The 16,361-nt window shown below is 30.7% G+C and carries 7 protein-coding genes; 6 read left to right on the forward strand and 1 reads right to left on the reverse strand.

Features of this window, described 5'->3' with window-relative positions:
- Window position 1: 1 nt before the first annotated feature.
- Together thrC and PH4a_RS10030 are read left to right on the forward strand one after the other, a co-directional pair.
- Complete coding sequence (gene thrC, locus PH4a_RS10025; RefSeq protein ID WP_129039498.1) at window positions 2-1,294, forward strand: threonine synthase; 1,293 nt, start codon at window positions 2-4, stop codon at window positions 1,292-1,294.
- Window positions 1,295-1,675: 381 nt separating this feature from the next.
- Window positions 1,676-9,847, forward strand: a complete 8,172-nt coding sequence (locus tag PH4a_RS10030) for a calcium-binding protein (RefSeq protein ID WP_129039500.1) — start codon at window positions 1,676-1,678, stop codon at window positions 9,845-9,847.
- A gap of 92 nt (window positions 9,848-9,939) precedes the next feature.
- Here the strand turns inward: PH4a_RS10030 and yaaA are convergent, their stop codons facing one another.
- Window positions 9,940-10,722: a peroxide stress protein YaaA gene (gene yaaA, locus PH4a_RS10035; RefSeq protein WP_129039502.1), complete on the reverse strand. Its 783-nt coding sequence runs from the start codon at window positions 10,720-10,722 to the stop codon at window positions 9,940-9,942.
- A gap of 304 nt (window positions 10,723-11,026) precedes the next feature.
- On the opposite strand from yaaA, the gene tal reads away from it, so the two are divergent.
- The 4 genes from tal (at window position 11,027) to dnaK (ending at window position 16,295) form a co-directional block, all read left to right on the forward strand.
- Window positions 11,027-11,980, forward strand: a complete 954-nt coding sequence (gene tal, locus PH4a_RS10040; RefSeq protein ID WP_129039504.1) for a transaldolase — start codon at window positions 11,027-11,029, stop codon at window positions 11,978-11,980.
- 183 nt (window positions 11,981-12,163) lie between these two features.
- Window positions 12,164-13,147 (forward strand): tetratricopeptide repeat protein, encoded by a 984-nt coding sequence (locus PH4a_RS10045; protein ID WP_129039506.1) that lies wholly within the window; start codon window positions 12,164-12,166, stop codon window positions 13,145-13,147.
- Window positions 13,148-13,297: 150 nt separating this feature from the next.
- Window positions 13,298-13,879, forward strand: coding sequence for a molybdopterin adenylyltransferase (mog, locus tag PH4a_RS10050; RefSeq protein WP_129039508.1), 582 nt, complete (start codon window positions 13,298-13,300; stop codon window positions 13,877-13,879).
- Between the two features lie 493 nt (window positions 13,880-14,372).
- Window positions 14,373-16,295 carry a molecular chaperone DnaK gene (dnaK, locus tag PH4a_RS10055; protein WP_129039510.1) on the forward strand — a complete coding sequence of 641 codons (1,923 nt, stop codon included), beginning with the start codon at window positions 14,373-14,375 and terminating at the stop codon, window positions 16,293-16,295.
- Window positions 16,296-16,361 lie beyond the last annotated feature (66 nt).

The raw sequence follows: 16,361 nt of genomic DNA on the forward strand, positions 1-16,361 counted from the left end.
CATGAAATTATACAATTTAAAAGATAATCAAGAGCAAGTTAGTTTTTCACAAGCGGTTAAGCAAGGCTTAGGAAAGCAACAAGGCCTGTTTTTTCCACAAGATTTGCCTTCATTTTCTAAAACAGAAATCGAAGAACTACTCGCACTTGATTTTGCAACTCGTAGTAGCCGTATTTTATCGGCATTTATTGGTGACGAAATTCCTGCTGATGTATTAGCAAAACGTGTTAGTACTGCATTTGCTTTTCCTGCACCCGTAACACAAGTTGAAGACGATATTAGTTGCTTAGAGTTATTCCACGGCCCGACGCTTGCTTTTAAAGACTTTGGTGGACGTTTTATGGCTCAAATGCTAACAGAGGTTGCAGGTAATCAGCCCGTTACTATTTTAACTGCGACATCGGGTGATACAGGTGCAGCTGTTGCCCATGCTTTCTATAAACTTGAAAATGTTCAAGTGATTATTCTTTATCCAGAAGGGAAAATCAGTCCATTACAAGAAAAGCTATTTTGTACATTAGGTGAAAACATTCACACTGTTGCAGTAAAAGATGACTTTGATGCTTGCCAAACACTAGTAAAACAAGCGTTTGATGATGAATTTTTAAAGAAAACTATGTGTTTGAATTCAGCGAACTCAATTAATATCAGCCGCTTGCTTGCTCAGATTTGCTATTACTTTGAAGCAGTCGCTCAAATTCCCGCAGAAAAACATGATCAATTAGTAATTTCAGTGCCTAGTGGTAATTTTGGTGATCTGACTGCTGGTTTACTTGCTAAATCTTTAGGGTTACCTGTAAAACGCTTTATTGCTGCAACTAATATTAATGATACGGTTCCTCGCTATTTAGATAATAGTAAATGGGAACCTAATCGCACAGTTGCAACACTTTCAAATGCGATGGATGTTAGCCAACCTAATAACTGGCCTCGTATTGAAGAGCTATATCGCCGCAAAGGTTGGGAGCTGGCTGATTTAGCTCATGGTGCTGTAAATGATGCTACAACTGAAGAAACGGTACGTGAATTAGCCCAAAAAGGCTATATTTCAGAGCCTCATGCCGCTGTTGCATATCGTTTATTGCGTGATGAATTACAAGATGGCGAATATGGACTGTTCTTAGGAACCGCGCATCCAGCTAAATTTAAAGAAAGTGTAGAACGTATTTTAGGCGGTGAATTACCGTTACCTAAAGAATTAGCAGAGCGTGCAGACAAACCATTATTATCGCATTTTTTACCTGCTGATTTCGGTCAATTACGTGAGTTTTTATTAGAACGTGCACCTAAATAAAAATTAATACATTTATTATGTATAAAAAACTCAACATATAGTTGAGTTTTTTTATACATAAAATATAAAACATATGAAATATAAATAATATATTATTTATAACATAGTATAGGTTCTATTTTTCTTGATAGATTATTTTTATCTAAATTTAAAAAAATTTTCAATATAATTATTATCATCTTATTTATTTCTTATTTGACCTATTAAGTAATATTTCATTTTATTATTTATAAGTTTTATATTAAAAGTTAATTTATATGTTTTTATTTTCATTTATAAAAAAACAAAAATAAAGCTTTAAAAAAAATAAAAATTAAATTATATGTTTATCTTAAGTTTTTTTTGTTAAAAATTATTGTTTTTATATATAAGGGAGTAAATATGAATGGATTCAAAAAAGTAAATTTTAAAGAAAGTATAAATAGCATCGCATTAAAGATAGAGCAACATATAAAAGAGCATTGTACTGAGTTATTTTGTACGTTTGAATCAATAAAACAAATGATTACCGAAAACTATACTTCATTACTTATTGATAAGAATGAATATGTTGCCAATGAACTTTTAATTAAAATAGAGAAAAACTTATCACTTTATAACCAAAATGAATTTACAAAAAATATAGATGTTGTTAGAAAAAAAATAAATTCAAATATAGAACGTTTGTTTGTTAATAGCATTAGATTAAGGAATGTAAATTCCATGCAAATTAAAGGTGAACGTCTTACTTCATTGGCTTTGCATAATCAATCAGGTATATATTATATTAATATAGATGATCAATATTTTTTTTTACAAATAGATAATGTAAATTGTGTTTTTAAATTTATTGATTTTAATGGCGAGGCTGAGTTTTTTTATAGCAAAGATACATTGATCAATAAAGTTGATTCTATAATTAAAAATGACTATGAAAATAATATAATTAGCTATCGGTTTTATAATAAAAATGAGCATCTTTCACTTTATAATATTAATGATCTTTTTAATGTTAATAATAATGATATAATTAATGGAATAATTAACGATATTAAAGAAAAAAGACAAATATATATTAATGAAAATGTTTCTATTGAGCTCAATGAAGGTTATTCATACAAAAATATTTTCGTTGTTAGAGATAAAATAGAGAAGTCAGAAAAAGTATTACATATCTATACTAATAATATTGAAGAATCTTTTTCTATTGCAAAATCTAGATATAATCAGATAGAAGAGAATGGTGAATATCAACTATATAAAGTAGACTCAGATTGGATTATTGTCAAAACTAGAAATGATAATTATCAATTATTCTCACAAAAAATGGATCTATTAAAACCTCTAGAAAAAATAATAAATGAAATTCATCTAATATCATCATTAGAAACCAGCTATAATTTTATGGATGATCCTAAAAAAGGATTATGTTATGGACTTAGCCTAAATTATTTATTAGAGGTTAGATATAGTGGATTGGAAGGAGGAACTAAATATTTAAATTGGCTAAAGGATAATGCATATGCTTATATCAATAAGAATAAAAAAATATATAATGATTTTGATATGCTATTATTTAATAATGCAAGAAAATATGAAACTGTTAATTATATAAAAGAAGTTAAAAGTATTATTCATTCTCAATATTCTCAAGTGATGGAAAAAACAACGAATGATGATTATTTTATTGGGGATTCATTAGGAGTAAATAAATATACTCAGTTGCTATATGAATTTGGATTAGATAAGCTAGATTTTAGTTATATTGAGTTTAAAAAAGAAAATATAATTAATAAAATAAACTCTATTATTAAAGAAAGTAATAAATATTATTCTGTTATTCTTTTAAAAGATCACGCTATTGCTATAGCATATACTAAATACTCTAATAATAATTATCGCTTTTCAATTTTCGATCCTAATCATGGAGTGATGGAATATGATGATATAAAATCATTAATAGATGATCTTTACTATAAGATTGAGCATTATGGTGGACGTGAAATAGATAATAATAATTATTTTATTTTAAATGAATTTAAAGAAAGTAAAGTAAAAAAACATAAGATCCATTGGGAAAATAATCCTATTGATATTAATAAAAATATTGCAGAAAATATAAAGAAAACAGGATTTTCACTACTCTTTGATGAAAGCGTTACAGGGAGAGTGATTCATTATAGTGAAAAAGGCGAACTTATTGTTGAGTTAAAAAAGGATAATAAAATAACAGAGGTTATTGTAAAAGATTTATATATTGATGAGGGGCTTTACTTAATAAAAAATAATATAAATAAAATTACTGAAAATAATAACGCGAGTAAAATAATTGTAAAAAAAACAGAAAATAATGATATATCAATAAGTATAATTGAACTTAATACACATCAAGAAATAAAAAATGCAACAGGTTATATAGAATTTGATGATATTTATTATAGAGAATTAATTGATATCAACCGTTCTTTATTAAAAGGTAAAAAAGCAAGTGCATTAAATGAGATAGCTTCTTTAATAGATATATTAAGGGGAAGTATATACTTTGATAAAATAATGGCTGCTTTTTCGCTAATTAATAAAATAAAATATTTCAATCATAACAGTCACGGATCTCTTTTTGAAATTCTTAATAAAATAAAAGATAAATTAGAGGGGAAGCTATTTTATGATAAATTAATCTATGGAAAAGAAAAAATACTTTCTTTGTCTGAATCAAACAGCTTAGTTGCCGCAAAATTTTATCAGCTAATGGTTAATGAAATTAACGATAATAATTATGGTGTTAGCAATTTTATTTATAATCAAATTATCGAAAGTCCTTATTTATTATTAGATAAAAATAAACACACCGGTATTGAAGGATATGATTATACAATTAAATTTAAACAGAATCACCAAGAACTACATGATATTGTAGAGAGTATTAATATACCTGAACTTAAAAATACTATGTTAATCGAAGATTTAAATATATTACATTTAAAATATAATTATCAAAGATTATCTGAATATAAAAATAATGAAAATGTAGCTAAATTAGTGAGTATTATTGAAAATGAAATTGATTTAAAAAGAGAGGGCTCATCAGATTCTTATCGAGACTTATATTTTGATTTATTTGTAAATAATAAGTTTAAAAATAGAATGATTGTTCATGACATAGAGCAATTAGAGCATTATTTTAATAATAATTTACGTGAGCGTAATTATGGTTACCATTATTATAACTTTTATATTGATGAAACTAATCCTGGTGCTTTGTTAGAAAAGTCATTTGACAAAAATAAAAACGAAATAGATAGCAGTTATATACTATTTGATGAAAATGAAAATAATTTTAAATTTTTATTTAATGATAATGCATTTTTCACCGCAAGAAATATATCTAAAGTAATCGTAGATAACATAAATTCTTATTATCAAGATGATATTTTAATGTACTTTTATAATGGTGTTAAAAGTGAAAGATTAAGTGGTTATTTGAAAAATAAACCAGAGGTTAGTAATTTCCTTGACTATTGTTTAAAAAATAAAATAAGAATTATTGCAACAGGAAATGAAGATGACGAATTTTTACATCAAGATTTTATTAAACATAAAAATAAAATTAATTATCTACATAATATTATATTGGAAAATCAATATAGCAATGAAAAAATAGTTGTTTTCGCCAAAAAAGAAAAGTTATTAAGTCATCGATATGGTCATCTTTTCATTGAAGGATTATCGCAACGATTAAATATGCCTATTTATCAAGTTATTGATAATAAACTTTTACTTTTAAATGAAAATTTCGTTATTAAACCATTAACTGTTCAACATTATATAAGTAAACCACTATTAGAAAATAGTGCTGAAATGGATATTATTATACCAGAAGCAGATTATGCTTCTGGTAAATTAAAAAACAATAAAATAAATATTGAGGAAGATAATTATACTAATAAAATATATAAACTTATATCTGATATTTTTTCTAATTTTAGAGATGATAATAAATTTACTTTAGGTTATAAAGAAAATATTACTACAGCTATTTCTAGCTATTCAGAAAAAATGACAATGGCTGATATTTTTAATTATATTAAATTGAATAGATACAGCCTTAATGATTATCAACTAGGTACTATTATTAATAAGGTGGATCAGCTTAATATTGAAAGGCATAAAAAAGTCTTAAAAAATATTAGTGATATTATTATCAATAACAATGTATCTATAAAGGTTTTATGTAATCAGTATTTTTACGAATTGTCAGCTTTCTTTATGACATCGGATAAAAAAAACATTACTAATAAATTATATCAAGTAATTTATGATCCATTAATAAATGAAAAGTTTAATCAATATTTAATGAATAAAATAACCATTGAAGAATGGAAGTCATATAACCAATTAACAGAAGAAAAACTAACATTAGTAGAAAAAACAAATCAAGCGATAAAGCTTGTTCATGCAATATATGATAATCCAAAAACAATTGGAAAACTAAGTTCATTATCTAATAATTTACTTTCATCATTTTTTGATACAAATAATAAAGGTGTTTTATATCATGTACTATTAAATTTCATTTCAACTTTTGAAAATTATAAAAATATAATAAATAAACTTAGTAAGATTATTTTTATGAATAAAAATAATCTTATATTTGATACGTTATCACCAGTAAAAGCATTAGACAAAGCCAGTACATTAGAGAATGCCACTACTTTAGATATTAATAAAAAACTGATTTATGATGAAGTTGTAGAAATAAATAAAACATATATAAATAAAAAATTATTAATTAGCTTAGGTGCAAAAATAAATGGAGTAAATATTGATAATATTGATCTTAATAATATGGAACAATGGGATTTAAAATTGACATTTGATCCTCATCATCTTAATGATTATTTTTTATCAATATCTGATAATGAAAATGATAAAAAAGTTATTGCATTTTTTTATCATTTATTAAATGGGAAAAAAGATAAAATAAAACATCTTATTTCTAACGATAGTAATAGAATGGATTATTTGGCTGCTTCTGAGCGATTTAAAAAAATTATTGAATTAGGTAATAAAAATTATAACGACAAGGATTGGAATGCATTAAGACAGGTATCATTGAAAATACCACGACATATGAAGATAATTAGTAAAATTGGCTATGCTAATATCACTTATGGAATGTGGCAATCAATTAATACTACATTTACATTTGCTGAGCAACTTAACAATCCAGAGTTAACGACCAAAGAACGAAAAGAAATAATAAATAATCTAGTTATTATGTGGTCTGAAATAGCTTCTAATGGACTTTCTGAAATTATTGAAATTGCATTAGCAAAAGGATTATTAAAGTATCGTCATAATCCATTAGATTATGTGAGCAAAATGAGTACAAGGGTAGGTATTGGACTAAATATTCTTTCTATTGGTTTTGATATTTATAATGCTTACGATAACTTTAGTAGAATTTCTGGCGAAAGTAATGAAAAGCGAAAAATTGATTATATTGTTAACGGCTCTCTTGCCATTGTTTCAAGTCTTGTTACCTTAGGTGTATCTATTGCAATGCTAGCAGGTTCAGTAATTGCGGGACCTATTGGTATTGTTGCAGGCGCAGTAATTGCGCTAGCGACATCTATTTACAATGCAGCAAGACTTATTGAAGAAGCAAAGATGAAGGTACATTTTACGCCACTAGAAGAGCTAGATAATGGTTTTTATGCATTCTTAATGGGAGATTTATTACCAAGTAAAAAAAATGAGATTGTTTATTTAGAAACAGAAAATCAATTAGAAAATATGGCAGATAAAAATGCAGCAAGCTATTTGAAAACAGTAAAAAAACAAAATAATTTAAGTCGTTATTTTTATACTAATGAAAAGCATAGTTATCAGGAATATTATTATTACAAAGTAATGCCAAATTTAATGGGTAAAACATTAGATGCTGCTTTAAATCCTTTAGGTGAGTATGTTTCTCAACGAATATCACAAAATATAAGCCAAGAAGAAGCTGAGCAAATAGCTAAACTTTCTTCTTATTTACGAGCTGAAAAAACCGAGTATAAATATTATCTTCCTAAAAAAGCAATATCCACCGATGAAATTTTAATTTTTGATATGGATTTTTATATTAATAAATTAAAACCTTACACAATAGATATTATTTCAGATAATGAATCATCTATTTTTGATGATATGGTTGATAGTGATTTCTTCGATAAAATCAAGAGTTCAGAAAAAGAACTTCTTAAAGAGTTAGATGAAGGAGAGCTGGTTGATAATTTAATAAAGATAAATGATTATAAAAAATATTATTCATCAGATTTAAGTGAAAGTGAATCTTTTTATTTTAATAGTTACAATGGAGATGACATTATCGCAGCTCCTTCAACAACAACAAATACCTTTGATATTTATAATGGAAATAAACGATTAAGTGGTGGAAATAAAGATGATATGTTTAATTTATTGGCTTCAGAGTCACCTAATTATGCAAGTCGCTTTTATGGTCGAGAGGGAAATGACACACTTCGCCTTATAAAAACAACAGGTAAATATACAGGATATGAAGTTAATTTATTAAATAATTATGTTAGATTTAAAGGCGCTGAAAATTCAACTAATAGTCATAATTTTCATTCAAAACTTTTTTTATATCAAAAAAATGGTCATATTTATTCAAAAAAATTACTTGATACAATGCCAAATATTGTATTGCAAGATCACAAAGTAATTGCGTATTTAGACAGTATTGAAAATGTCATTGGTAGTGAAAATAGCAATGATACTATTTATGGTAACCAGGAAGATAATTATTTAGATGGCATTGATGGTACTGATTTATTATATGGGTTAGACGGAAATGACACTCTTGTTCTACAAGATGGTTATGCAGAAGGGGGAGAGGGAAATGATAAATATATTATTTTAAGAGCTTCCTTAGAAAAAAGTTATAGTATTTTATTCGAAACAATTATTAATGAAATAAGCAAAATAGAGTCTAGTATTGTGAAGTTAAACTATAGCTTTGATGAAATTATCTCAATTCACCGTAATAAAAAAGATATAATTTTAGATATTAAAGTCAATGATGGAAATAAAAATAATGAATTAATTTATCACTCGGTAAAATTAAAAAATGTTTATGATGATAATCAAATTAATACATTAGCACATCGGTATATGTTAACGACAATGGATGGTTTTATGCTAACCATTAATGAAAGTAAAGATATTACAGATAATGTATTATATAATTTTAGCTATTTAGATATCTATGCTAATGATACAGATAAAATACAGAGTATTTATATTGATGAAAATAATAAATCTTTACTTTTATCTTATGCTAATAAAAATAAAATAATAAAATTATTTTCTAAAATTAAATATAGTGGTTTTTCCTCTGGCGAAGGTTTGCGATTTGGTATCGATAGTAATAAAGAAGATAATAACTACTTTTCTATTACAGCAAATTCATTTATAAAATTAAGCTCAGGGCATGATAATTATCAAATTAAAACATTTTTAGCTAAAAATAAGAGTGATGAGATTAAAGTTTCTCTTTCTAACTCTTCAGGTGATTTAAATAAAAATTGCATGAGTAATTTTTTTTTATCGGATGTGAGCGGATTCGATTTGATCTTTAATAATGGTATGTTATCACATCGTTATCATCCTGATGCACATTTAAAAATAACTTTTAATAAGTTGAATTTAAAATATTTTCTTGATTCAGGCGCAAATATTAGATTTATTGATAAAGATAATACTATCTTCACGCTTCCAATAAAAGAGAATCAGCAAGGCTTGTTAACGCCTATTGCTAATTTAAATTTAACAATAAGTGCTGAAGATGATGTACTTATGATCCCTGAAGCACTTATTTTAAATAAAGCAGTATTATCAGCCTATTCTATTTATACTCCCGAATCTCACTTTATGCCTATCTTATTAAGTTTAAAAGACAATAAGAATAAATCGATTGATTTATTACCTATTTTAGAATTAATGGATGGTGATGATATTGTGGTTAATCATAATAAAAGCAGCTCAGTTATTGATGGTGGAAATGGTGATGATCATATTGTAGTAAATGGTGGACATCATATTTTGATAGCAGGAGAAGGTAACGATAATATTAATGCAGGAAGTGGGAACGATCTGCTTATTTCACAATCCGGTCATGACTATCTGAATGGCGGTGCTGGAAGTAATGTTTATATTGTGCAAAAAAGGCAAGGTAATGTGACGGTATATGATGAAGGTGAAAATAGCCACCTTTTTATTACCGGACTATCTGAACAAGACACTTTTACTTATTCTGAAATCGGTGATGATATACAATATAGAAGCCAAGATAACCAATTTATCTTAACAGTTAAAACAAAAGAGAATAATAATTCATCGGTTATTTTAATTGAAAAACAAAACACATTTTCAATGCAATCACTTGCTTCTATTATTCAGGAGATGGCTCAGTTTAATGAGCAACAACTCACTACAATGCAAGGCAGTGAATTTATTCCATCATCAACATGGTCACCTTTAACATTAGTGACAAAATATTTGTAACTTTTGTCTATTAAAATAATGAATAAAACACGGCTCTTATTAGAGCCGTGTTTTATTATTGATTTATATATTAAAAATTAAAGAATTTATATTTATCTAGCCATAGACTCAGAGCGTTTAAAGACCAAGGTGTTACCTTCTGATTCGGCTGAATTAAACCGATAGCCTTCAAGTTCAAATTCTTTGAGTTGTGTTTTATTGGTTAATTTTTCTTGAATAATAAAACGACTCATTAAACCACGTGCTTTTTTGGCATAAAAACTGATGACTTTATACTTACCATTTTTTTCATCAAGAAATACTGGCTTAATAATTTCTGCATTTAGTTTTTTAGTATTAACAGATTTAAAATATTCGTCGGAAGCTAAATTTACTAGGATATTATCGCCTTGTTCGTCAAGCGCTTTATTTAGTGTATCAGTAATAATATTACCCCAGAATTGATAGAGATCTTTGCCTTTCTTATTTTCTAATTTGATACCCATTTCAAGGCGATAAGGTTGCATAAGATCTAATGGACGCAATACGCCATATAAACCAGACAATATGCGTAAATGTTGTTGAGCAAACAGAAAATCATCTTCAGAAAAGTGTTCAGCTTGCATACCGGTATAAACATCGCCTTTAAAAGCGAGAATAGCTTGGCGTGCATTATTTGGTGTAAATTCTGGGTGCCATTCACCAAATCGAGCTGCATTAAGACCCGCTAATTTATCGCTTATTTTCATTAAACTTGCGATATCACTTGAAGATAATTTTCGGCATTCATCAATAAGTTGTTGGGAATATTTCAGCAATTCAGGTTGGGTGAAGTGTGTTGTTGCTAAAGGCGATTCGTAATCCAACGTTTTTGCTGGTGAAATGGTAATTAGCATAATTCCCTCAATTCGTTACTTTAATGAGTCTGCAATATAGCAAATTTTTACGGATAATAAGCTAAATTGTAGTGATAGGAAAAAACAATGATATCTACTTTAAGAGGGTAAAGTTGGGTTATTAATCGATTCAGCTTGTGATTTCCTTCTGTTTTTTTCCGCTTTCATTCCGCGAAAACGTTTGGCATTCAAATAATTGCTCTGTATGGATTTAACCATCTTGTAGTGTGAGCAGTCCATGTTATTATCAAAGATATCCGCAGGTGACTGCAAACAGATTTACCTAGTAGATGAGATAAATAAAATGACCAACAAATTGACTTCTTTGCGTAAGCTGACAACCGTTGTTGCTGACACTGGCGATATCGCTGCAATGAAACTGTATCAGCCACAAGACGCAACTACCAACCCTTCTTTAATTCTTAATGCTGCACAAATTCCTGAATATCGTAAATTAATCGATGAAGCGATTACATGGGCTCGTTCACAAAGTTCTTCTCGTGAGCAACAAATTGTAGATGCTTGCGACAAACTGGCAGTAAATATCGGTCTGGAAATCTTAAAACTTATTCCGGGTCGTATTTCAACAGAAGTTGACGCGCGTCTGTCTTATGACACCGATGCTTGTATCGCAAAAGCGCGTCATTTGATGAAGTTATACAACGATGCGGGTATTAGTAATGACCGTATTCTGATCAAATTAGCTTCAACTTGGCAGGGTATTCGTGCTGCAGAACAATTAGAAAAAGAAGGTATCAACTGTAACCTGACTTTACTGTTCTCTTTTGCTCAAGCACGTGCATGTGCGGAAGCGGGTGTTTACCTGATTTCTCCATTTGTTGGCCGTATTATGGATTGGTATAAAGCCAATACAGATAAAAAAGAATTCGCACCAGCAGAAGATCCAGGTGTTATTTCTGTTACTGAAATTTATAACTATTATAAAGAACATGGTTATAACACGGTTGTTATGGGCGCAAGCTTCCGTAATATCGGTGAAATTTTAGAACTTGCTGGTTGTGACCGTTTAACCATCTCTCCATCACTGCTAAAAGAACTGTCAGAAGCAGAAGGTGAAGTTGAACATAAATTAGTGTTCAAAGGTGAAACAAAGGCGCGTCCAGAAGCGATTACAGAAGCTCAATTCTACTGGGATCACAATGCAGACCCAATGGCAGTAGACAAATTGTCTGATGGTATTCGTAAATTTGCTGTTGATCAGGAAAAATTAGAGAAAATGATTGCGGATTTATTATAATCTGTCGTTAAATTCTTATAAAAAACTTCCGTACCCACCTTTTATAGGTGGGTATTTTTATTTTTCGCGAGTCAAAATAACATTTAAGCAAGTTTTAAGATTAAATTGATTGGAATATATTATTTATCCAGTAATAATTATAAAAATTAATTATTAAAACACTCTATTTATTATTGGTGAATTATGAAAAAAATTGTCTTGGCAACCATGCTTGCATCGCTATTTTTTAGTGGCATGGCTATGGCAGAAAGCAAAAACGCTTTCTCTTTACCTGCTATTGAGAAAAGTGCTGAAGGTGGAAATGCAGCCTCTCAATATCAACTGGGTATCAAATACGAAAGTGGTGAAGGGGTTGAGCAAAATGCTCAAAAAGCACTGGAGTGGTATACCAAAGCAGCAGAACAGGGTCATGCTGAAGCTCAGTTAAACTTAGCATTAATGTATGATATGAGTGACGATATAGACCGTGATGCGGAAAAAGCCGTTTATTGGTATAACAAAGCAGCGGTTCAAGGAGTTTCTTTAGCACAGTATAACTTAGCTGTCTCTTTTGATGATGGTGATGGTGTTGAACAAGATCACGAAAAAGCCGTTTATTGGTATACCAAAGCGGGTGAACAAGGTGATAGCGATGCTCAATACAACCTTGCTATCTCTTATGATGAAGGTATTGGTGTAGGTCAAGATCACGCTAAAGCAGTAGTATGGTACACCAAAGCGGCAGAACAAGGTCATGCTGATGCTCAGTATAATCTTGCGGTTTCTTATGATGATGGTGAAGGTGTTGAACGTGACGGCAGCAAAGCTGTATTTTGGTACACCAAAGCAGCAAACCAAGGTAATCGCGATGCGCAAAATAACCTTGGTGTAATGTATGACGAAGGCGACGGTGTTGCTAAAGACACTCGTAAAGCTGTTGAATGGTATAAAAAAGCAGCATTCCAAGGTAATGGTTTAGCGCAAAACAACCTCGCTTTAAATTACTATTATGGTAAAGGCGTTAAACGTGATCTAAAAGAAGCTTATGCATGGTTCTCTGTTGCCGTTGAAAATGGTGATGGTGATGAAGCAATGCTAAAACGTACTGCTCGTGCACTAAATGCTGCACAATTAGCTGAAGCGAAAGCGTTAGCGGCTTCTTATATTGCTAAATATCTTGATGAATAATATTTAATTATATTGTTGATTAAGGGGGATGGGAGCTAATTAGCTCCCATTTTTGTTTATATTAATCATCATATAGAACAATGAATGTATTGTGTTCCCATGTTAATATCTGCGAGCTATTTGGCGGTTATTGATTAAATTGAGGTTGATATGAATGAATTACGTATAGGGCTTGTTTCTGTTTCTGATCGAGCATCCAGTGGAGTTTATGAAGATAAAGGGCTACCTGCATTAGAAGCTTGGCTTAAAGAAGTATTAACCACACCTTTTCATATCGAATCGCGTTTAATCCCCGATGAGCAGCTAATGATTGAGCAAACACTTTGTGAACTTGTTGATGAAACAGGATGTCATTTGGTATTAACAACGGGTGGAACAGGGCCCGCTCGCCGAGATGTGACTCCTGATGCAACATTAGCTATCGCAGATCGAGAAATGCCTGGTTTTGGTGAGCAAATGCGTCAAATAAGCTTACAGTTTGTACCAACTGCAATTTTATCTCGTCAAGTGGGTGTTATTCGTAATCAAGCATTAATCTTAAATCTGCCAGGACAACCAAAAGCAATAGCAGAAACCTTGGAAGGCTTAAAAGATAAAGAGGGTAATGTAATTGTAAGCGGTATTTTCGCCAGCGTACCTTATTGTATTCAACTTTTAGATGGCCCTTACGTTGAAACTAACGAGAATAAAGTTGTGGCATTTAGACCTAAATCAGCTCGCCGTCCTGAGTAAATATTGAATTTTAAGGTGCTGATTGGGTTATCAGTACCTTAAACCTTATTCTTATCACTTCTTTTTTGCTTGTTTCTTCTTCTTGTTTTACTTTGAATTATTAAACTTATTCATTTCATAATAAATAAATTAAATATTATCAATATGTTACATTTGTTTTTTCTGTTGCCTTTAGTGTGATTTAATTGGCTGAAATTTATAAATATCGAATTGTTATTTAATTCATTGATATGTATGTGATTTTTTTCTTTTTGATTTTTATCCTTAATTTTTTTTTCGTATTTTTGTCTTTTTTTTCATATTTCCCCTTGATGAATGTATTTATGACCCCATCTACTTTTTCAACTGCAATTACCACTATTGAGTTGCGTTGATTTATATCCGCTTTGAGATGATGTGCCTAAGTCTTTTATTCATGACTTGAAATAGGAATATTCATCCTCATATAGATTGGTAGTCAAATTGATAAAGAATTCTCTTTGGAGGCGTTTAAATGGGTAAAATTATTGGTATTGACCTGGGTACAACTAACTCTTGTGTTGCTGTAATGGATGGCAAAAATGCCCGGGTTATTGAAAACAGTGAGGGTGATCGTACTACTCCTTCAATCGTTGCTTATGCGCAAGATGGTGAAATTTTAGTTGGTCAACCTGCAAAACGTCAGGCGGTGACTAACCCACAAAATACATTATTTGCTATCAAACGTTTAATTGGTCGTCGTTTTGAAGATGAAGAAGTTCAACGTGACGTTGCTATCATGCCTTACAAAATTGTTAAGGCTGATAACGGTGACGCATGGGTTGAAGCTCGTAACGATAAAATGGCTCCACCACAAGTTTCTGCTGAAGTATTGAAAAAAATGAAGAAAACAGCAGAAGATTATTTGGGTGAAACTATTACAGAAGCGGTTATTACCGTTCCTGCTTACTTTAATGATGCTCAACGTCAAGCAACTAAAGATGCGGGTCGTATCGCAGGTCTTGAAGTTAAACGTATTATTAACGAGCCGACAGCTGCAGCATTAGCTTATGGTCTAGATCGTGAAGTCGGTAACCGTACTATCGCTGTATACGACTTAGGTGGTGGTACATTCGATATCTCTATCATCGAAATCGATGAAGTTGATGGCGAAAAAACCTATGAAGTTCTATCTACCAACGGTGATACTCACTTAGGTGGTGAAGACTTCGATAGCCGTTTAATTAACTATTTAGTTGATGAGTTTAAGAAAGAGCAAGGCATTGATCTGCGTAATGATCCATTAGCAATGCAACGTCTGAAAGAAGCTGCAGAAAAAGCAAAAATTGAATTGTCTTCTGCACAACAAACAGATGTGAACTTGCCTTATGTTACTGCTGATGCAACAGGTCCTAAACACTTAAACATCAAAGTAACTCGTGCAAAACTAGAATCTTTAGTGGAAGATTTAGTTAAACGCTCAATGGAGCCAGTACGTGTTGCATTAGAAGATGCTGGCCTGAAAGTTGGCGAAATTAACGACGTAATTCTGGTCGGTGGGCAAACTCGTATGCCTATGGTTCAGAAAACTGTTGCTGAGTTCTTCGGCAAAGAGCCACGTAAAGACGTTAACCCTGATGAAGCGGTTGCAATGGGTGCGGCAGTTCAAGGCGGTGTTTTAGCGGGTGATGTAAAAGACGTTCTGTTACTTGACGTAACTCCACTGTCTTTAGGTATCGAAACAATGGGTGGCGTAATGACTTCCCTGATTGCGAAAAATACCACAATCCCAACTAAACACAGCCAAGTGTTCTCAACTGCAGAAGATAATCAATCTGCTGTAACTATTCATGTGTTACAAGGTGAGCGTAAACGTGCAAATGATAATAAATCACTGGGTCAATTTAACCTAGATGGTATTCAGTCTGCACCACGTGGTATGCCACAAATTGAAGTTACTTTTGATATTGATGCTGATGGTATCTTGCATGTGTCTGCTAAAGATAAAAATAGCGGTCGTGAACAAAACATCACCATTAAAGCATCTTCTGGTTTGAATGAAGAAGAAATTCAAAAAATGGTACGCGATGCAGAAGCAAATGCTGAAGCAGACCGTAAGTTTGAAGAATTAGTTCAAACTCGTAATCAAGCAGACCAATTAATTCATGGTACTCGTAAGCAAATTGAAGAAGCTGGCGATAAATTACCAGCAACAGATAAAGAAGCTATCGAGAAAGCAGTTAGCGAATTAGATATCGCATCTAAAGGCGAAGATAAAGATGCTATCGAAGCGAAAATTAAAGCATTAGTTGAAGCTTCTGAAAAACTGCTAGAAATTGCACAACAACAAGCTCAGGCAGGCGCCGGTAATGCAGCGGGTGCTGATGCAAGTGCGAAGAAAGATGATGATGTTGTCGATGCTGAATTTGAAGAAGTTGACGGCAAAGATAAGAAATAATGCCCTTCACGGGCCGCGGTAACTCATAAGTGAACAGTTACTGATACCGAGCACGGGCGTCGAGGA

This window comes from Proteus hauseri (assembly GCF_004116975.1).
GTDB lineage: Bacteria > Pseudomonadota > Gammaproteobacteria > Enterobacterales > Enterobacteriaceae > Proteus > Proteus hauseri.

Coding starts and splice junctions, on each gene's coding strand:
- dnaK (WP_129039510.1), top strand. CDS start 14,373: ATGGGTAAAATTATTGGTATTGACCTGGGTACAACTAACTCTTGTGTT.
- thrC (WP_129039498.1), top strand. CDS start 2: ATGAAATTATACAATTTAAAAGATAATCAAGAGCAAGTTAGTTTTTCA.
- yaaA (WP_129039502.1), bottom strand. CDS start 10,722: ATGCTAATTACCATTTCACCAGCAAAAACGTTGGATTACGAATCGCCT.
- PH4a_RS10030 (WP_129039500.1), top strand. CDS start 1,676: ATGAATGGATTCAAAAAAGTAAATTTTAAAGAAAGTATAAATAGCATC.
- PH4a_RS10045 (WP_129039506.1), top strand. CDS start 12,164: ATGAAAAAAATTGTCTTGGCAACCATGCTTGCATCGCTATTTTTTAGT.
- mog (WP_129039508.1), top strand. CDS start 13,298: ATGAATGAATTACGTATAGGGCTTGTTTCTGTTTCTGATCGAGCATCC.
- tal (WP_129039504.1), top strand. CDS start 11,027: ATGACCAACAAATTGACTTCTTTGCGTAAGCTGACAACCGTTGTTGCT.